Here is a 19,176-nt window from a genome sequence, read left to right as displayed (position 1 = left end):
GCACAATGAAAAAGCCCCACTCTTAGCACGATAAATCGGCGACACGAGAATGGGGCTTTATTTTAGGCGCATCGGCAAAGTTGCGTGTTACTTCTTCTTGATTCGTGTGTACAAGCGAGCGGTTGATTTGGCTTTTTGTGGCGTTTTTTGCCCTAACTTAAGCACCGCTTTTTGCAGCATCAAGTTATTGGGGTAGGTGATCACGTGGCCATTATCGTGCTTTATCAGCACATGGAACATGCTGATATCGAGAATTTCGCCGCTGATGTCTTCGTCTTTGTCCACCACTTTGATTCGATCGCCCACTTTGTATGGGAAAACGAAAAAGATCAAAAAACTGGCGGTGACATTACTGAGGATTGACCACTGAGCAATGAAGGCGACCCCTAAGACCGCAAAGATAGAAGAAAGGAACAGCGACACATCGCCGTATCCGATTCCTGCGATTACCGAAAAAATTGAGGCGAACAGGAAGAGCAGTGCGGTATTAAATGCCCGTTGAATAAAGCTTTGCCTTGCCTTATTCACACCCTTTGAGAGGGCTAAATTGGCCACCGCACGGTTGGTGATTTTTTTGACAACCTGATACGCGGCGAGCAGCACCAGCGCCATAAGGAGTTTAAAGAGAAAGGAGTCAGAAGGAATGTACTGACTCCACTGTTCAAAATTAATCCACTGATTCATCAAGCTGTTACTCATTGGTTTGTTGAGCGTTTTTATAACCTATTTATGCTAAAGCACCAATAAAAAAGAGCAATCATCACAAGTGTCAATGGCTTGGTTTGTATCTATTCTTTTTTCTGAGTGAATCCACCATAAAGATCCATTCGTCGATGACGTAAGTTGGTCACTGAGCCTTCCATGTTCAGTTGCTTGAGTTTATCCAAATCCACATCGGCAAAAATGATCATTTCCGTATTTGGGCTTGCTTCTGCAATGGTGGCATCGTGTGGGAAGAACACGTCTGAAGGTGAGAACACTGCCGATTGAGCGTATTGGATATCGACGTTATCGACCCTAGGCAGGTTGCCAACACTACCACCAATGGCGACATAACATTCATTTTCAATCGCGCGCGCTTGGGAGCAAATTCTCACACGTTGATAACCATTTTTGGTATCCGTCCAGAACGGAACAAAAATGATCTGCACGCCTTGTTCAGCCAGCATACGTCCGAGCTCGGGAAACTCACTGTCATAACAAATCAAAATCCCAATACGTCCCGCATCGGTGTCAAACACCGAAACTTTGTCGCCGCCATCAATAACCCAGTCTCGTTGTTCATGTGGGGTAATGTGGATTTTATGTTGGGACTCAATCGTGCCATCACGACGAAGCAAGTAAGAGATGTTGTAAAGCTGGCCGTTTTCTAAAACAGGCATGCTGCCTGCGATGATATTAATGTTGTAGGTCACGGCAAGTTGAGACATGGTCAGTTTGACACGCTCAGAGAACGAGGCGAGGAAGCGAATCGCTTCAACAGAGTTTTGATCTTCTGCCAATCCCATTAAAGGCGCGTTAAAGAACTCCGGAAAGAGTGCGAAATCCGCTTTGTATTTTGACAGCGAATCAATAAAAAACTCCGCCTGATCCAACAAGTCTTCCAAATCGTTCACCATGCGCATTTGCCACTGCACAATACCGATACGAACAATCGTTTTCTCGATGTCATGAACGGAATAGACGTCTTCTTCATAAAAGAAGTTGTCCCATTCCAGTAACGTTGCGTAACCGTGTGAGCTGTCATCTTCGGGAAGATAATGGCGCATGATGCGCTTCACATCGAAATCGTTTGAGAGCTGAAATGAGAGTATTGGGTCATGAAGCTCTTTGCGTGAGACTTTTTCTATGTACTCTGCCACAGGCAGTTTTCCGCCGTATGGCTTGTATCCGGGAATTCGACCACCCGCCAAGATGGCTTTGAGGTTATTGCTTCGACACAGCTCTTTTCGCGCTTCATACAGTCTTCGACCCAAACGTAGCCCGCGATAATCCGGGTGAACAAATACGTCGAGGCCATACAAGGCATCACCATTTGATTTGTGTTGTATTACATTGTTTTCATTGATGATATCGGTATATACATGGGGGAGAGAGAAGCGGTTATAATCCACTTTGATGGTGAGCGCTGCCGCAATGATTTTACCGGAATCCTCTATGCAGATTTGTCCATCAGGGAACTGATGAATGAGATCCATTATGGTCATTCTTGGCCAAGCCCCGCCGACGTCGTGAAAAACCAAATCCATTAAACTGGCCACTTGCTCGTAATCACTTTTTTTCAATATGCGTAATGAAAGCTTTGGGGTGGGTGTCTTCATATATCCTTATCCTGAATAACCGTTTTTTATACTCTAACATTATCGCAACGGTTTTTTCAAAGCGGGGGCTTTGGCGAATTTTTCTACGCAGTCAACTCAGTGAGTGCGCTCATTGCCTCGTGAGCTTTTCCTTTTGGTACAAAAATATGGTCGTGATAATAACCTGCAATCACGTTGGCGCTAATGCCATAACTGGCTAACTTGCTGGCAAAAGCGGCGGTTAGCCCGACGGCTTCTAAGCTTGAATGGACGGTGAGGGTAATCAAACAAAAACGGCTATCGGTAGTCAATCCGGCTTGTTCGGCTTGCTGAGCTTCAAGCACCAAAGTGAGCCCTTCTTGCTCACGAAATGTAGCGATGGGGTCAAGGTGTAGATAGTCCTTAAGTGGGCCATCGACGGTGCAAAAAACATAGTCGCCCTCAACCAATTGTGGAGACATCGATTGAAGTAGGTGCTGTAAATCGGTAATGCCGGTCATGATCTTTCCTTGTATTGCGTGACGAGATATGCGTCACCGCAGCATAGGAAGCAAAAGAGAGGAAGTCTATTGAATCAAACTAATGGCGGATCAGTTTGGCTAATCTGACGGAGCATTCAGAAAGAAAAAGATCCGCCCTTTGAGCGGATCTTTCGGCAAAACCAGCGTTAAAGAAGCGCAGGAATGCCCGGTAATTGACCAACAGCGGCTAACGCGCCAACACAAACTAATACGGTTGCGAGTGGAATGCCTAAACGGTCAGTGCGGTTTAACGTTTCGCTGCGCTCGCGGTTGCCAATGAGGCCCGTATTGTCGAGCAACATGGTAATTGCCCAACCGAAAACGGGGTTAACCAGCGCACAAGCAAACATACAAATCCCCGCACTTTGCGAGTTACGAGCGTTACGTACCATCTGCATGCCCGCTTCCAGTAACGGCAGGAATACGCCTACCAACAGCGCAACGCGCAGTACCGGTTCCCACATCGCCAGATCCATCGGATAGCCCAGCACAGCTGCAACGATACACAGAATACCCGTAAGCAGAGCGCCTCCAGGGATGGGGCGTTTGGCAATCGCTGCTGGGATCATGTACGTTCCCCAAGACGATGCGAGGTTACCGCCACCAAGGCCAGCACCAATGATCTGACGAATTGAGCAAACCGTCATGGTGTCGTCCACATCCATCAGTGCATCTTTGGCGGTTTTCGGGTAGTTCAGTTCTTGGAATACGCGGTGGCCAAGAAAATCGGGTGACCACATGGCGACAGCCAAAATCGCGAAAGGAATCACCGCAATGTAGTGCTCAAACTCAGGCCAACCTAACTGCCAACCTGTCTCTTCGCCCCACCAGTAGAATGGGCTCATGTTCGGTAAGCCAGGCTCTGTGGTGAATTCAAATGGCACGCCCATTAGGTAGGAAACCACACCAGCAATCAACGAACACAGCGGGATCGCCAACCAGCGTTTTTCAATTTTCGCCAAATAGGCGTAGATCACAATGGTGGTGGAGATCACTACAAACGAGACCGACTCCATGCCAGAGGCCACTGACCAGCTTTCAAACTTGCTCAGTTGGCTAATCAGTCCCACTGCGCCTAAATAAATCAGCAATCCACCGCGAACCCCTTCACCGGTTAAACGAACCAGTTTTGAGCCGCCTTTGGTGGCGCTGAGGATCAAACCAAACACGCCAACCATGATGCCTAGAGCGAGTGGGTGTCCACCTGCTGCGGCAACAAGCGGAATCAATGGAATCATGGGCCCGTGCGTGCCGGCTAAGTTGGCTCTAGGGTTTAAAATCGCGGAAAAAAAGATAACAAACAAAAGACCCGCGATGATCAACTCATAGCGTACGTTTTCAGCAACAAATTCAGGGGAAAGGCCAAACTGGGCGGCGAAAGCGGCCACCATTGCGGTGACCATCACCACTTTACCAATAGTGGCTGCGATGGCGGGCACCCAGTCTTCAATTTCAATACCAAAGTCGCGGAAAGGCAGATGTACGCGCCATTTTTTAAAGGAGAGAATATTCAGTTCATGTTCTAAGTATTCCGATCGAGTAGAAAACTCGTTCGCCTTGCGACGACGAGACTGATAGCTAGATGATTCGTGTTGGCTCATGGTTTCTCCATAATAAATCCTTTTTGACTGATTTATTATTAGAGGCCGATGGCAAAATCATTTTTGACATGAATCATTATTTATTTCGCATTCATGTATTGAAGTTAATTAAGTCGAGCCAGTGCACATTTTCAATAAAACAGAGTATGAAACCTATTTTATGAGAGTGTCTTTACATTTCAAATGCATGATATTTAAATTGTTTTTATTATCTATGTTTCATATATTTCTGAAATTTTACGCAATTATAAAGTGTTGTTTTAATTTAACTTTTATGTGATTGGCGTGATTTTTCATAGACAGTGCGACATTATTGTTAAATAAGAATATATCTCTATTAAGTAATTCATATATGGTATTTAAATCTGAAAGTGGGAAATAAATATATTCTTACATTTTGTATGGTTATTTAAGTTTGAGGCAAAACAAAAATCATGCCTTTAGAAACGTTAATCCCCCCATTAGGTATAACCTCTTGGAATAATTAACGTTTGCAGTGTGTCCTTTCCAAAGTGATTGGTTGTTGTAGGTCGCTGTAAGGCAATGGCAGATTTGCGCTGCCGTCGACTTTTTTCTAAGAGCAAGAGATGGTGCTTAATACCCACGAGCATGGATAAACAGCGTGATTGGCTTTGACGTTATATGGAGCACAAAACCGTGTTTAACTGCCGTTGTTTATTCAGATCGAGTTTTTTGCTTTGCACGATAAACAACTCCGCACAGGCCAAGGCATCACTGGCGGCAGAATGAGAATGGTAATCGGGTAAGTGATAACAACGTCGTAAATCATCAAGTTGAAAACTGCTGCGTTGGCCGCTTTTCCCTGCGTAGCTAAAGCGCTTTTCAATTTGCAGTGTATCCACGAAGTGGCAAGGCAATTTGGCAAGCTGAAAATGTTGTTGAGCAAAGGCTTGGAGAAAACCTTGTTCAATGATTGCGCTGTGCGCGAGCAGAACTTTGCCTTGTGCACGTTCAAATAAACGCATCATCCCTTGCTCTAGCGAGCAACCTTGCTCTAGCGAGCAACCTTGCTCTAGCGCCTGTGGCGTTAGGCCGTTAATGCGCGCAGATTCGGCTTTAATGTACGCGCCATGGTTGAGCAGGATCTCTTCTGCGCTTGAGAGGTTAATGCCTTCGAGCGTCAAATCCACCATACCGATGGACAGTATTTTATCGTGTTTTGCGTCAAGCCCAGTGGTTTCAAAATCCAAAGCAAGAAACGAGACTTGATGAAGTGGCGTCTCTTGTGCAATGAGCGGCGTATTCAGGTAGTTTTGCAGCGCTTCGGGCCACGCCGATTCAACGACGATCTGTTGGCGTATCTGTTCTTGGCTGGGCATGGTGTCCCAGCGCTTGAACCATTTCTTTATCATCATCTAGCCTTTAACAAACTTCAGTTTGGCGACATCTTGCAACTCGCTGATGATCTTAAAGGCATCTTTGAGGTGTTTGCGTTCAAAGCTGCTGATTTCATCCGGAGAGATATGATTGTCGGGTGTTTTTCCTGCCAAAATGGCATTCAACTGATGACGAAAACGTACCTGAGTAATGAAACGATAGGCGCCAATGATGTTGTCGCAACTGCCTTTTGATAGGGTGCCGTGTTCGACCGCAAAACGGAATCGCTCTTCGGTGCCTGTTAGGGAGCCTCCTGCGGCCAAGCTGAAAATACGCGCCAGATCGATGATGAGATTAAGTGCGTATTTTTTGATGTTTAACGTGTTGCTGTTTTGGCCGCCTTTTTCCAGCACCAAATGGTTAAAAATGCCCAATGGCGGTTGAGTGTCGATCGCATCGCGCACCAAAGCAGGAATAAAACTCGGACTTTGCTGAATGCAATGGTGTAGATGCTGTTGGATCTGCTCTACCAATTCACGGCTGCCGTGAATTGAGCGAACTTCTAAGAACACACTGATGGAGAGCAGTTTGTTGTATTCCGGGCTTGCCACCCACTTTTGGTAATACTCTTTCCAACGTGAGACAGGCTGGCACCATTTGGGAGACGCCGCCATGTATTTGCCATCGCAGAGCGGATAGCCGCACGCAGCGAGCCCATTACACACGCGCATGGCCAAATGGGTAAAGTAGAGCTTGTGTTCTTCGGTCGCGTCGTCGGAAAGGACGATAGCACTGTCTTGATCCGAGAGCATGTGCACTTCATTGCGCGCGTGCGACCCTGCTACCATCCAAGCGTAATCGCATGGAGGCGCGCCCAACACTTCTTCATTGAGTTGGATAATGCGACGGGTAAAGGCATCCATGATCATCGACATCACTTTGCCTTGGATTTCCGCGCTGACGCCACTTTCGACCAATGCTTGGAAAATGGTTTGACGCTCTTCTTTTAACGCCGCTAGCGCATTTAGCGAACTGGCGTATTTTATTTTCTCAATCAAGAACAGCGATTGGGTGCGGTGGTTGTGTACCAAATGTGTGGTTGTCAGCAAGCCGGCCACTTTGCCGTGGTTCACGACAGGTAAGCAGCGAATGTTGTATTGCAGCATGAGGGAGATCGCTTGGATCACTTTGGCATCGCTTTCGATCAATACTGGATTCAGCGTCATAACGCTTTCAATGCGCTCACTGACGTCTTTCTCTTTCGCCACCACGGAGGCCGTCATATCGCGGTCGGTCACCAAACCGACAATGTCATTGCCATCCATCACCACTGCGCAAGAGCTGCGCTGTTTACCGCACATGGCAAGGGCGACATCCCGAATCGAATCCGTCACCTTCACGATGGCGATGTTTTCGCTGGCGATCTCACCGACCGTGCGGAAAAACAGCCCTTTTTCTTCTTTCTGGCAGACGAAGTTGACCGCCGAACTCAAGCGAAGGTTAGCTTGCGCCGCGAAATAGTCGGCAAACTCAGGGTGCGAGTCGCACACTTTCTTCAGTTGGTGATGCGGGATCAAATAGAGCAGCGCATCTTCAATGGCTTCGGCTTGATAGCCGTTTTCGGCATTATCGAGAGGGGCGAGGAAGGTAAAACCAAACTGGTCCTCGTGGCCGAGGCGAGCGCGAAGATCACCCGTTGGCGTGCGCTGTTCAATCGCGCCCGTGCGAATGACATAGAGATAACGCGTTTCGCAAAGTGAGCTAAAACTGATGGTTTCTCCCTTCACCAAATATTTGATCTGTACCGAATTGGCAAGGGATTCAACCAAAGCCTTTGGCAATTTATCAAACGGATCAATGCGGACTAGGAAATCAACAATGTTTGGAGTAACGGATGTGCCCATCGCTCACCTCTAAATTAAAACGGCGTTTCATCAATTGATATTGCGCCAAAAAAAGCAGCCCGAGGGCTGCTCGTCAATCATTAAGCAGGGTAGCTGTGGTAGCCAAGCTGCTCAGAAACGTTCTTACCCGCTTGATGAAGCAGACCCACATAGTAATCTTTGCGCTCTTCATCAAAACGAATGGTTGGGAACGAGATAGATACCGCCGCAATGATTTGACCAAAACGATCATAAATCGGAGCCGCGATACAACGTAAACCCGGTTCTTGCTCTTCGTTATCTTCTGCAAAATGCTGTTCACGCACTTTCGCCAGTTCTTCAAGCACTTGTTCCGTGTTTTCTAGTGTTTTTTCTGTATGTTTGATGAATTCAACATCGGCAAGAGATTCACGGATAAAGCTCTCTTCACGTTCGGAAAGCAACACTTTGCCAATAGCAGTACTGTAAAGAGGGTTACGACGGCCAATGCGCGATTGCATGCGCAGGTTGTAACCGGAATCAATCTTATGGATGTAGATGATCGCGTTCTCATCGAGTGCACCTAAGTGAAGCGCTTCATTGGTCAGTTGAGAGATTTGGCGCATTTCTTTGTCGGCCAATTCGATCAGATCAACGTATTCCAGTGAGCGAGCACCCAGCTCAAACACTTTTAAAGTGAGTGAATACTTATCCGCTTCGCCTTCTTGAGAAACATACCCAAGTGACTTCATGGTTTGTAAAAAACGGTAAGTGGTTGCCTTAGACATCATAAGACGTTGCGACAATTCTGATACGCCAATAGCCTTCTGCTCACCCAGTGCTTGAAGGATGTGGAACACCTTCATCACTGACGAAACAGCTTCTGGCTGTGTCGACTTTTCCATTGTTTTCCCTTCTTTAGTTGTGTTTTTTGCCATTATATCGTTGATTTTCTGTATCACCACTATTTTTAAAATACCTTTTCATAATTTTGAAACCGCTCACTTAGTTCGTTTTAGTAAAATAAGACATCCATCAATATTTTTGAAACGTCTTTTCAAAAATATTTGCGAGCGTAGCCATTTTGCTGTTATGTTTATCCTACCACAGTGAACAACAACCAAAACGTCGGTTCACTTCTTTCAGTATTCTAGAGGATGCATTACATGATTCTTGATTCATTTAGCTTGCAAGGCAAAGTAGCAGTCGTCACGGGGTGTGACACCGGTTTAGGTCAAGGCATGGCGCTGGGTTTAGCAAAGGCAGGTTGCGATATCGTTGGTGTGAACATCAGTGAACCAACAGAAACAATGGAAAAAATCCAAGCGACGGGACGTAAGTTCGTCGATATCCGCGCTAACCTAATGAAACTAGATGATATTCCTTCAATCGTTGATCGCGCAGTGACTGAGCTTGGCCGCATCGACATTTTGGTGAACAACGCAGGCATCATCCGCCGCAACGACGCGATCGAGTTCTCTGAGCAAGATTGGGATGACGTTATGAACATCAACATCAAATCCGTGTTCTTTATGTCTCAAGCGGTGGCGAAACAATTTATTGCACAAGGCGAAGGCGGCAAGATCATCAACATCGCATCCATGCTTTCTTTCCAAGGTGGTATCCGCGTGCCTTCATACACTGCGTCTAAGAGTGGCGTAATGGGTGTGACTCGCCTTATGGCAAACGAGTGGGCAAAACACGGTATCAACGTGAATGCGATTGCACCGGGCTACATGGCAACCAACAACACAGCGGCACTGCGTGCTGATGAGCAACGCAACCAAGAAATCCTAGAGCGCATTCCTGCAAACCGTTGGGGCACGCCGGAAGATTTGGCTGGTCCTTGTGTGTTCCTTGCGTCGAAAGCGTCTGACTACATTAACGGTTACACCGTTGCGGTAGATGGTGGCTGGCTATCACGCTAACCTAATTGTGAGAAGATGATGGTCGAGATTGATTTGGCACAAGCGTTAGGGTTTCTCAGTTTTGGTTTGGGAATCTCCACCTTTTACCAGAAAAATGACAGGCATTTGAAAATCCTGATGTTGGTGTTCAATCTCAATCATCTTCTCCATTTTTTGCTGCTAGGATCGATGGTATCTGCACTCAGTGCGCTGCTTTCTGCATTACGCACCACCACCTCGATCTTTACCTCCTCGAGATGGGTAGCCGCATTCTTTATTGTCATCGGTGTTACTAGCGGCGTGTGGATGGCGCAACACTGGTGGGAATTATGGCCAATTCTAGGGACAGTGATTGGCACCTATTCATTATTCGTGTTGAACGGCATCCGCATGCGGATTGGTTTTCTGGTTGGAGCGACCTGCTGGTTAATCAATAACATTTTAGTGGGTTCCATTGGTGGCACCTTGTTAGAGATGACAGTGATCGCCACCAACCTCATCACGATTTATCGGTTACATCGGCAGCATTTGGTGCCGATTAACGAGTAAAACAGACAGATAGGTGAAGCATGTTTGTATTTAATCAAGACATTACGCTGGAAGATCTTGGCCAAGGCATTTCACGCAAAGTGCTGGCACACAGCGACAACATGATGTCGGTGGAAGTGCATTTTGAAACTGGCGCGATTGGTGCCATGCACTCACATCCCCATGAGCAATTGACTTATGTGTTATCGGGTGAGTTTGAATTCACCATTGGCGATGAGAAAAAAATCGTCAAAACAGGCGATACTATGTACAAAGAGCCAAACGTCGAACATGGCTGTGTTTGTCTAGAAGCGGGTGTACTGATTGATACCTTCACCCCAATGCGTAAAGATTTCGTTTAAGATTTATTTTTGAATTGCGGTTTGACCGCGGGAGTAACAGATGAAAATTGCACTAATGATGGAAAACAGCCAAGCACCGAAAAACGCGATGGTTGCAGCAGAGCTTAACAGCGTAGCAGGTGGCCTAGGCCACGACGTATTCAACGTCGGCATGAAAGATGAAAATGACCATCACCTGACTTACATCCACCTAGGCATCATGGCAAGCATTCTACTGAACTCAAAAGCGGTAGACTTTGTGGTAACCGGTTGTGGCACTGGCCAAGGCGCAATGATGTCGAGCAACCTACACCCAGGCGTGGTATGTGGCTACTGCCTAGAGCCGTCAGATGCTTTTTTGTTCAACCAAATCAACAACGGCAATGCTATTTCTCTCGCGTTTGCAAAAGGTTTTGGCTGGGCGGGCGAGCTCAATGTCCGTTACATCTTCGAAAAAGCGTTCACTGGTAACCGTGGTGAAGGTTACCCAATTGAGCGTGCGGCACCACAGCAAGCGAATGCGGCGATCCTAAACAACGTAAAAGCAGCGGTTGCGAAAGATGTGGTTGAAGGCCTACGTGCAATTGACCAAGAGTTGGTGAAAACAGCGGTTGGCGGTGCGCAATTCCAAGAGTGCTTCTTCGCAAACTGCCAAGTGCCAGAAATCGCTGAGTACGTACGCTCGCTGATCGACTAAGCACTCAGTCATCTAATACTTTTTCGGGAACTAATACAAAGCCAGCAAATGCTGGCTTTTGTTTTATTTGGGAGGGGGGAGTTGGTTTTTCTGAGGTGTTTTTGCCCCTAAATCATTCAGAGCTAATACTCTACAAAATCTAGGGGCGTGCGTTTTCCCTATAAAAGTTATCTGAAGGCATAGAGTGATCTACCGTAAGCGCGTCATAAACCCCGCATTCTAATCACCTATCACGAATAATAAGATCAAGTGTCCAACCATGAGGAGATTTGAAGAAGTTGCTTGTTAATAGTCAGGACTAAATTTACATTAATTAATCGTGTTAGCCAGAGTTAGGGCGGTAGAGAATGGAAACGCTAAATTATCAGATGGATGGTGAATCTATACAGGCACTGCGATCCATCATAGGGCTAAAATGTAAAGTGATGGCGAGCAGTGAGGGCACTAGCTTTGAATCGAATACAGTGACGAGCCTGTATTCTTTATTTTTCCAGATACCTACCGGTTTTATTGAGTTAAGCAACGATTGGTATACCAGCCCTCAAGGTCATGACTTTCATTTGCCTATTGCAAGATTTATTCATGAATTGAACCCAAAAGACGTTAAGGCAGGGCAACTTGAGGAGGTAAAGCTTTTCGAAGAATCTAAGGCAATAGAATTTATAGAAGTCGTTAGGTTACGCAGTCGTAAAGCAGTAAAAGAAAACTTTAAAGTCTTTATCCCTTCTTCAGAGGTTGTCATTTATGACTTTGGCTTCAACATTGTGCTTGTTGATGGCAATTGTATTTCGATCAAAACGGAAGACGATTTAATCATAGGTGAATGGCTTATTTCTAATGAACCGATAGAGCCTTATCATGTTGAAGATATTTACGAGGAAACGTTAGAAACTCGTATTCGGATAACAAGATAAATGGCGAGCCAATGGGTAGATGGAAAACTCTTCTACCCTGTGTTGGGTAAGGTGAGGCATTATCGTTTAAGGTAAATGTAATCAGTGATCTGCACCATTGATATTGGGCATAAAGTTAACTACTTTCCATACCTACATTTATTCATTAATTGCTAATTTAGCAAAGGTGATAGTACGTCTTTGTCCAAAGGTGTGCTGACGGGGTATGTAACACGAAATTGCCCCTATATGAGTTTGCGCAATAAGTTGCATTTCAATCTAGCCAGGATCTCACCTTACATTTGCTTATTTCGGATCACGGAGCAGTAGTCCTCTCTTTCGTCCAAACATAAGTAGAAACGGCTTTCTTTACCAGTAATTTACGTCTGCATGTTCATACAATATCACCGAGAGATATTGAACTAGAAACTGTAAAAATTACTCCCTCCCGAAAGAACGTGCTCGACCTGTTCTTTCATTAGTAGGTAATTTTCTTCTACCGAACGGCCATATTTTTCTGATGTATCGACCTCTACAATTGGAATATCAAACCACTTAAAAACTTTGTGATATGCTGATTCAACACTATTATTTTGCGTAACTGCATCGCCGTACCACTGAACTGTGCCACCTCTGGCCTCTATTCTGTTGTTTATTGTTTCAATATCAGCTTTAACAAAAATTATCACTTCTGGAAGAAGTATTTTTTTATTAATTTTAAGTGTGTCAAAAATATTTTTGACAATATCTTCCCCAAGCATAATTGTTTGGTAGGCCAAAGTTGAAAATACATATCTATCTAATATGACATCTTCATCGTTTAATAATTTCGAAACATCGTTACTCTTCAATAAATTATTTAACAAAAAAAATAGAAATGCACTCTCTTTTGACTCATAGGAGTCAATGACCTTTCTTAGATCATGAGCTTCAGGGACTACCGCATTATGAACGATAGTATTCATTTCTTTCGCATATATAGAGCTTAATGTTGTTTTCCCACATGCATCTAACCCTTCAAAAACGATAAATTTATTCACTTGTTCCTCATCTAATATTTTGTGATTATTTATAGCTCCTATAATAAGGAATCTAGTTTATTTGTTTCATTTTTGTTAAAAGATTTTATGATACATCTACAATGTCAATATTAGTTTTTTTATATCTTGAAGCAAACGTAATTGGATTAAACTCTATTTGAGAAAGAGCTTTTTCCACACCGCATGAATTAATGCATTCGCTGTATTTATACCCAGATTTATTGGCAGTGTTTTGGTAAAAGCAACCCTCTGGACTAATCATTAAGTATGATTCTGTCATAGTAGAATTAGACTCAAAATAAATAGGTAATCCTAATCCACTATGTCTATGAACAAAATTATCGAACTGTTCTTTGGAAATTAGTAGTTCATTATCACCATAAGGCATGACCTGTAACACTTTCCATTTGTATGGATTTAGACTAGAAATTAAATTAGTGAAATCCTCTTCCCAATTAAGACTGTTAATTACAGTATTAATCTTTGTTTTGATTCCTGTTTGTGACTGTGTGAGTCTCGCTAGAGCATGTGTTAAATCATTAACGCCAAAAGAGTTTCCTTTTCGATCGTTTCTTCCTATTTTCATACGTGTACTTAAGTACTGACTGTCAAAGCTGATTCCAATCATGTCTAAAGTATCTTTCGGCAACGGTGATTTTCCATGAATTAGGTAATGTCCATTAGTTATGGTTGAGGTTTTAAATCCTTTTTGTTTTGCAAGAACCAAAGCGGTAACGAACGTATTTCCTAACATCATTGGTTCCCCTCCTGCAAAGTTAAGACGAACACTTTCGTACCCCAGCTTTTCTTTTAAGACTGGAGTGCCTTTGATGAAGTAGTCTGCTAGCTTATCCAATAAGTTATCGATTGCCTGTTCTGAACGATGGAGTTCTTTGGGGCGTCCCCATTTTGCAAAACAGTATTTACAACTGTAATTGCAGACTTCTGTCATGTGCCAATTGATTACCAGTTCTTTTGTTTTTCTAGATTGTGCTGTTGTCATGCTTTTATTCTCAGGTATTCAGATGGCTTCAGTATGATAAAATCGGCTCTGTAGAAAAAGGAAAAGCAACATCCCCCCCCCTCAATTTTCTTTTTCTAGCGGAAAACGAAACAATAAAAGGACATTCAGTGGCTACTTTTCCAACCTTCGAATCGGTACTTCTTCAGATTGCTAAAGCGCTTGGCGCTAATGGTCAGATGACGTCAAAATCGAAAAGCAAGTTTAAATATGTCGAGATGACGATGGATAATTTATCTAATACTTGGGAAAGTATTTTGGATGATATAGCGGATGCTTTAGGGCTTGATGAAAGAGCGAAAAAAGATCTGACCTCCAATGTTGCAGACGATTACTTGATGCATAAGAACATCGAGCTTAATGTTTATTCTTCAAAGGCGTCACAAAGAAAAATCGTTTGGCATTATTTAGCCAGGGTTATCATACCAGCTCTAGCGAGACATACGGTATTTTGGCAAATTGAATCAAAAATGGATGAGGGTATGCCTGGCGGACGGTTTTGGTATCTTCCTGCCGTAGACTCTACGATTGAACCTAAGCAGCTTCTTCTCCCTGTACCGCGAGTCTTGAATTGGCTCATCGATTTAATTCAAGGAACTCATGAATCTATTGCTAGCAATTTGGAAAAAGATCTAAAAATTCATGATGGCCACGGTACAGTGTTAAAGAACCTTTACAATTGGAAAAAAGCCAAGAGTACTCCTGAAGTATCAAGTATTAATAATCTGTTCCTCGATAAAGTGAATATACAATTTTGTGGCTGCTTTGAGCCTGATGAAAAGTCTTCGCAATTTGAACAGGCTCTGGAGTTTATTGAAAAAAAAGGTTTGTCTTATGAAGACTTACAGCATGAAATAGCTATTGATTGTGAAGACTTAAAGCGAATAATAAGGAGTGAATGCCCAGCAGCGGAGCAGCAAGATTTTGTACAGAAACTAAAAGTACGATATCAGGCACCAAGCTCTGAAGTGATACGTATGAGGTTGCTGATAGCCAGAGCTATTCAAGAGGGGTATGAGCAATTAGTTAAGTATTTAACACCTGGAGTCGATAAGCTATGTTTTGACTTAAATGAAAATAAAACACTCCAATTAGTTGAACTTTACAACTACGTATATAATATAACTTTTAAAGCTCATATTCAAAAGGGAAGTTTAGGATACCATGCGGAAAATAAGTATTTTGAAGAACAACTTCCTTCCTTTTATAGGTATGATTTATTACGACTTTTTACCACAGACAATGAACACGATATCCCATGGAGTGCTTTAGATAGAATTAATTGTATTTTTAGCCGTTCTGGAGAAGAGGATATATTAGATAATGTCTTTCCTACGTCTCAAGATGAATTTGAAAAAATGTGTAAACTTATAAAAGAAGAAGGTGATTATTCAAATAATTACCTTATGCGTAGAGATGTTTTAATAGATAAACTAAAACAAAACAAAGCTCCATTTAAACAATTACAGAATATTGATGATTTTGAGCTAGTATATGGGGCTAGAATCGTTCAGATGAATCAATATTCAAATCCTAATATAGGTGAAATGATTGTTGAAAGGTTAAAATCTTTAGAAGCCACGCCTACAGAGTCGATGAGGCGAATATTATTTGAACTAGAAACTCATCTACTCCTTAAGAAGTTTGGTTCAAAAACCGAAGAAAAAGTATCTGCTTTACTAGATGAGGCGAAAAACTGTGATGATTTTAAATTTTCAAAAGCAAATATACTACGTTATGAAGCACTTCATTATATTGCGCAGAACAAGCTTAAAGAAGCAGAAAAAAATCTTAATTTGGCTATCGATGAATGTAAGAAATACAGCTTTGGAAAGTTTAGAGGATTGTTAGCTAGAGATGCATTCTCATTGGCTATAGCAAACCAAAAACTCATTCCTAATAATCACGAAAAGTACTTTAGAGACATGTACTACTGGGGTGGACTGAAAGTAGAATCTAATATTTATGACGTTTCGCGTGAGTTACATGAGTATTTTTGGGACAAGTTGTATCAATGCTATCCTAACTATCAACCGCTTTTTTCTTCTTGTTCTAGCGATATGGGAAAGTTTAGTCGTGATTTCGCAGAGTGTATAAAAAATGGATATTCTATTGAGCTAGTACTTAAAAAACACAAAGATTTAAAAAATAAACAACTGAAATATCCACAAGCAGATAGCATCATTTTGCTAATGATGAAGATGAGCTATGAAATGCGTGCTAAATTAAATTCTTATAAACAGATGGTACAAGTCGATATTGCTAATGAAGTTAGTAATGTATTTAGTGCGATGGTTACAGGCATCAGGAAAATCATCGAATTATGGCCAGAAATCGTTAATATAACTGACTTTAAACTCCAGACACCTTTGATGTTAGCTGCAAACAACAGAGATCATCAAACGGTAGAAGCATTACTAAAAGCAAACGCAGATCCGAATCTTCAAGATTTCACGGGTAGAACCGCCCTACATGCAGCAGCAGCTAGTCGATGCTTAAAATCAGCTTATCTCATACTAGAGCATGGTTGTGATGCGACGTTAATTAACGAAGAAGGTGAAACAGCGTTACATACGGCTATTCGCATGGGTGATCTGCCTATAATTGAACTATTAATTGAAAAGAAACCTGGGCTACTAAAAATTGAAGATTCAAAAGGAATAATACCTGAGCAATTGGCCAGAGAAATTGGCAATAATCCGCTAGCTTACGACGTTCTGAAGAACTTTCTCTTGTCTGAAGGCCGTAGTATTGTCACACACGAGACTTATAAGAAAATCTTAGAGGTTTTTTAATGATTTATTTATAAGTTTCGATTTGAGTTGAAATTTACTTCAGGGGACAAGTATTTCTAAGGATGATCTGCATGTTATGCTGAAAAAGTGCATAATATGAATCTAACACAACTGGTTGAAGATGGAAGTTTTTGTCCATTTCTTTGAATCTCAGGAACAGTGATAAACAGTACCTGATTGTGCTTTTGGATACTAAAAGTTATTAATAGGGTGAAAGTTAGTCCGTCGGTGTCAAATTAAAAATGTCCAACAACGAGTTAGAGCCTTCCCTCTAACTCGCTCCTCACAGAACTGTACTTAACCCTTACTCACCGCTGTGCGTCTTTTGCCCTTAAGCCAATGTTTCCAGCGGATGGGCATCATAGGCACAATGATCAGTAGAATGCCTAAAACGGTGTAACTGTCTGGCACTTCATCAAACCAAATCACCCCAAAGAAGGTGACAAACGCTAAGCCAGAATATTCGGCCAGAGCGATCTGGCTTGCCGGAGCTTGCTGAAATGCCTTCACCACCAAAGCGTGGTAGGCGAGTACAAACAGATTGATCGCCACAATCCATAAAATATGCTCGAAGCGAATCGCGCTCCATTGCCAGTAGGCGAGGGCAAAAGCAAAGGGCAGCGTCATTAAGGTCGTCCAAAAAAGCGTGGAAATCAGCGACTGATCGGCAGGTACTTTGCGGATCAGAATATTACCCACGCCCATGGATAACGCGCTGCCCAATGCCACAATCGCTGCCCAATGAAACTGCTCTGGGCGCAGCACAATCAGCACACCAACAAAGCCCAATAACGTTGCAACAATTTTTCCTGCGGCAGGGCGTTCCCCCAAAAAGACAAAAGCCAGAGGCAATACCAGCAGTGGGCCAACGTAGAACATGGCATTGGCGGTCGCCAGTGGCAAATGGGTGATCGCTATCATCGCGCACGCGCTGCCGAGCAAGATCAGTTGCGCGCGCCAAAAGGTGATCCAGTCGCAGCCCTTTTCCCACTGCGATTTCTCCAGACGAAGCCAGAAAGGCAATAGCAGCACTAGGCTGATCGACTGGCGAATAAACACATATTGAAACGTCGGCACTTCGCCATTGAGTATTTTGAGTGACACATCCGAGAGGGAAGCAAGCAAATTGGCCGTCACCAGTAGAAAGATGGCGCGAGAAACGGTTGGGTTGTTCATGATATGAAGTGCTAAAGGCTCGTCTACTGCCAGCATTGTGGCGAGTGTGGTGAATAAGGTCAGTGGCGTGATGCTATCAGAGAGCGGTAGAACTCGAACCTGCCAAAACTGCAGAGTTGGATCTTGCTCACGAATAATTGAACCATTGTTTTAAAAATATTGTCTCATGGTTTTGTTGCTGTAATAATAGCAGCAATTACGTTAAGGAGACATCCTATGAATCACATCAATCGCGTTGCCATTATTGGCGAATGCATGGTTGAACTGAAAAAGGTCAACGGCGAGCTACAACAAGGTTTTGGTGGGGATACACTCAACACCGCAGTTTACCTTTCCCGTTTGACCCAGCAATCCGGTGTTTCAACCTCTTATGTTACGGGATTAGGACAGGATCCATTTAGCCGAGAAATGCTTGCCGCATGGCAAGACGAAGGTATTAACACGGACATGGTGTACCTTTCTCAAGACAAATTGCCAGGCATTTATGCCATCGAAACGGCAGACAATGGTGAGCGTAGCTTCTTCTACTGGCGCAACGATTCGGCGGCGAAATACTGGCTGCGTGACCGTGCCATCCTGACGCTGGCGAAAGAGCTGTGTCAGCATCAAATGATTTACCTCAGTGGTATCAGCTTGGCGATACTGTCGCAAGATTGCCGTGAAGCGCTGATCAAACTGCTCGCGCTTTGCCGCAGTGATGGGGTGAAAATCGCGTTTGATAATAACTTCCGCCCTGCGCTGTGGAGCAACGTGGCGGACGCACAAGCGTTCTACCAGCAAATTCTGCAAGTCACCGATATGGCATTTCTCACCTTTGATGATGAGATGCTGTTGTGGGGCGATACCCATGAAGATCAAGCGATTGAGCGCACCAAGGGGTTTGGTGTGAGTGAAATCGTCATCAAACGTGGTGGGGATGAGTGTTTTGTCGTTACAGAAGCGGGCCGTCATGCGGTTGCGCCACTCAAAATTGACCATGTTGTCGACACCACCGCCGCGGGAGATTCATTCAGTGCTGGCTATCTTGCAAAGCGTATTTTGGGTGGTGATTGTCAGCAAGCTGCTTTTGCTGGTCACACTGTTGCAGGTCATGTTATTCAACATCGTGGCGCAATTATTCCTCGCGAAGCGATGCCAACTATTTAAGGATTCAAAC

The 19,176-nt window shown here is 43.7% G+C and carries 17 protein-coding genes; 7 read left to right on the top strand and 10 right to left on the bottom strand.

Translation table 11 applies throughout. From position 1 onward, the window contains the following. Positions 1-87: 87 nt before the first annotated feature. From VV1_RS19405 to kdgR, 7 genes are all read right to left on the bottom strand, one after another. The gene (locus VV1_RS19405; protein WP_043921173.1) at positions 88-684 is read right to left on the bottom strand and encodes a mechanosensitive ion channel family protein; all 597 of its coding nucleotides are present in this window, start codon (positions 682-684) and stop codon (positions 88-90) included. Between the two features lie 104 nt (positions 685-788). Then, positions 789-2,321 (bottom strand): bifunctional GNAT family N-acetyltransferase/carbon-nitrogen hydrolase family protein, encoded by a 1,533-nt coding sequence (locus VV1_RS19400; RefSeq protein WP_011081830.1) that lies wholly within the window; start codon positions 2,319-2,321, stop codon positions 789-791. 83 nt (positions 2,322-2,404) lie between these two features. After that, positions 2,405-2,800: an ACT domain-containing protein gene (locus VV1_RS19395; protein WP_011081829.1), complete on the bottom strand. Its 396-nt coding sequence runs from the start codon at positions 2,798-2,800 to the stop codon at positions 2,405-2,407. Positions 2,801-2,967: 167 nt separating this feature from the next. Beyond that, positions 2,968-4,422 (bottom strand): DUF3360 family protein, encoded by a 1,455-nt coding sequence (locus VV1_RS19390; protein WP_011081828.1) that lies wholly within the window; start codon positions 4,420-4,422, stop codon positions 2,968-2,970. A gap of 638 nt (positions 4,423-5,060) precedes the next feature. After that, a complete protein-coding gene (locus VV1_RS19385; RefSeq protein ID WP_043921264.1) occupies positions 5,061-5,795 on the bottom strand; it encodes an exonuclease domain-containing protein in 735 nt (244 codons plus the stop codon). A gap of 3 nt (positions 5,796-5,798) precedes the next feature. Then, positions 5,799-7,664 (bottom strand): DUF294 nucleotidyltransferase-like domain-containing protein, encoded by a 1,866-nt coding sequence (locus tag VV1_RS19380; protein WP_011081826.1) that lies wholly within the window; start codon positions 7,662-7,664, stop codon positions 5,799-5,801. An 80-nt stretch (positions 7,665-7,744) separates the two neighbouring features. Then, positions 7,745-8,527 carry a DNA-binding transcriptional regulator KdgR gene (gene kdgR / locus VV1_RS19375; RefSeq protein WP_011081825.1) on the bottom strand — a complete coding sequence of 261 codons (783 nt, stop codon included), beginning with the start codon at positions 8,525-8,527 and terminating at the stop codon, positions 7,745-7,747. Positions 8,528-8,788: 261 nt separating this feature from the next. On the opposite strand from kdgR, the gene kduD reads away from it, so the two are divergent. The 5 genes from kduD (at position 8,789) to VV1_RS19350 (ending at position 12,009) form a co-directional block, all read left to right on the top strand. Beyond that, positions 8,789-9,550 (top strand): 2-dehydro-3-deoxy-D-gluconate 5-dehydrogenase KduD, encoded by a 762-nt coding sequence (kduD, locus tag VV1_RS19370; RefSeq protein ID WP_011081824.1) that lies wholly within the window; start codon positions 8,789-8,791, stop codon positions 9,548-9,550. Positions 9,551-9,565: 15 nt separating this feature from the next. Then, entirely contained in the window at positions 9,566-10,078 is a 513-nt protein-coding gene (locus VV1_RS19365; RefSeq protein ID WP_011081823.1) for a YgjV family protein, read from the top strand. A gap of 20 nt (positions 10,079-10,098) precedes the next feature. After that, on the top strand, positions 10,099-10,419 hold the full coding sequence (locus tag VV1_RS19360) for a cupin domain-containing protein (RefSeq protein ID WP_011081822.1): 321 nt from the start codon (positions 10,099-10,101) through the stop codon (positions 10,417-10,419). 40 nt (positions 10,420-10,459) lie between these two features. Beyond that, a complete protein-coding gene (locus VV1_RS19355; RefSeq protein ID WP_011081821.1) occupies positions 10,460-11,095 on the top strand; it encodes an RpiB/LacA/LacB family sugar-phosphate isomerase in 636 nt (211 codons plus the stop codon). A 347-nt stretch (positions 11,096-11,442) separates the two neighbouring features. Continuing rightward, a complete protein-coding gene (locus VV1_RS19350) occupies positions 11,443-12,009 on the top strand; it encodes a hypothetical protein (protein WP_011081820.1) in 567 nt (188 codons plus the stop codon). Between the two features lie 401 nt (positions 12,010-12,410). Here the strand turns inward: VV1_RS19350 and VV1_RS19345 are convergent, their stop codons facing one another. Continuing rightward, on the bottom strand, positions 12,411-13,028 hold the full coding sequence (locus tag VV1_RS19345) for a deoxynucleoside kinase (protein WP_021279224.1): 618 nt from the start codon (positions 13,026-13,028) through the stop codon (positions 12,411-12,413). Positions 13,029-13,113: 85 nt separating this feature from the next. Then, positions 13,114-14,031, bottom strand: coding sequence for a viperin family antiviral radical SAM protein (locus tag VV1_RS19340; protein WP_011081818.1), 918 nt, complete (start codon positions 14,029-14,031; stop codon positions 13,114-13,116). Positions 14,032-14,159: 128 nt separating this feature from the next. Between VV1_RS19340 and VV1_RS19335 the strand changes: the two genes are divergently transcribed. After that, on the top strand, positions 14,160-16,844 hold the full coding sequence (locus VV1_RS19335) for an ankyrin repeat domain-containing protein (RefSeq protein WP_011081817.1): 2,685 nt from the start codon (positions 14,160-14,162) through the stop codon (positions 16,842-16,844). A gap of 297 nt (positions 16,845-17,141) precedes the next feature. On the opposite strand, the gene VV1_RS19330 is transcribed toward VV1_RS19335, so the two are convergent. Beyond that, the gene (locus tag VV1_RS19330; protein WP_043921263.1) at positions 17,142-18,020 is read right to left on the bottom strand and encodes a DMT family transporter; all 879 of its coding nucleotides are present in this window, start codon (positions 18,018-18,020) and stop codon (positions 17,142-17,144) included. A 216-nt stretch (positions 18,021-18,236) separates the two neighbouring features. Here VV1_RS19330 and kdgK point away from each other — a divergent pair, with 216 nt between their 5' ends. Next, a complete protein-coding gene (gene kdgK, locus VV1_RS19325; RefSeq protein WP_011081815.1) occupies positions 18,237-19,166 on the top strand; it encodes a 2-dehydro-3-deoxygluconokinase in 930 nt (309 codons plus the stop codon). Positions 19,167-19,176: the final 10 nt, after the last annotated feature.

Source organism: Vibrio vulnificus CMCP6, from assembly GCF_000039765.1.
Taxonomy (GTDB): Bacteria; Pseudomonadota; Gammaproteobacteria; order Enterobacterales; family Vibrionaceae; genus Vibrio; species Vibrio vulnificus_B.
Note: the sequence above shows the minus strand (reverse complement) of the source record. Positions and strands in the feature narration are given on the sequence as shown.

Excerpts from the sequence above, each read along its gene's own strand:
- VV1_RS19405 (WP_043921173.1), bottom strand. The coding sequence starts at position 684 with ATGAATCAGTGGATTAATTTTGAACAGTGGAGTCAGTACATTCCTTCT.
- VV1_RS19400 (WP_011081830.1), bottom strand. The coding sequence starts at position 2,321 with ATGAAGACACCCACCCCAAAGCTTTCATTACGCATATTGAAAAAAAGT.
- VV1_RS19395 (WP_011081829.1), bottom strand. The coding sequence starts at position 2,800 with ATGACCGGCATTACCGATTTACAGCACCTACTTCAATCGATGTCTCCA.
- VV1_RS19390 (WP_011081828.1), bottom strand. The coding sequence starts at position 4,422 with ATGAGCCAACACGAATCATCTAGCTATCAGTCTCGTCGTCGCAAGGCG.
- VV1_RS19385 (WP_043921264.1), bottom strand. The coding sequence starts at position 5,795 with ATGATAAAGAAATGGTTCAAGCGCTGGGACACCATGCCCAGCCAAGAA.
- VV1_RS19380 (WP_011081826.1), bottom strand. The coding sequence starts at position 7,664 with ATGGGCACATCCGTTACTCCAAACATTGTTGATTTCCTAGTCCGCATT.
- kdgR (WP_011081825.1), bottom strand. The coding sequence starts at position 8,527 with ATGGAAAAGTCGACACAGCCAGAAGCTGTTTCGTCAGTGATGAAGGTG.
- kduD (WP_011081824.1), top strand. The coding sequence starts at position 8,789 with ATGATTCTTGATTCATTTAGCTTGCAAGGCAAAGTAGCAGTCGTCACG.
- VV1_RS19365 (WP_011081823.1), top strand. The coding sequence starts at position 9,566 with ATGATGGTCGAGATTGATTTGGCACAAGCGTTAGGGTTTCTCAGTTTT.
- VV1_RS19360 (WP_011081822.1), top strand. The coding sequence starts at position 10,099 with ATGTTTGTATTTAATCAAGACATTACGCTGGAAGATCTTGGCCAAGGC.
- VV1_RS19355 (WP_011081821.1), top strand. The coding sequence starts at position 10,460 with ATGAAAATTGCACTAATGATGGAAAACAGCCAAGCACCGAAAAACGCG.
- VV1_RS19350 (WP_011081820.1), top strand. The coding sequence starts at position 11,443 with ATGGAAACGCTAAATTATCAGATGGATGGTGAATCTATACAGGCACTG.
- VV1_RS19340 (WP_011081818.1), bottom strand. The coding sequence starts at position 14,031 with ATGACAACAGCACAATCTAGAAAAACAAAAGAACTGGTAATCAATTGG.
- VV1_RS19330 (WP_043921263.1), bottom strand. The coding sequence starts at position 18,020 with ATGAACAACCCAACCGTTTCTCGCGCCATCTTTCTACTGGTGACGGCC.
- kdgK (WP_011081815.1), top strand. The coding sequence starts at position 18,237 with ATGAATCACATCAATCGCGTTGCCATTATTGGCGAATGCATGGTTGAA.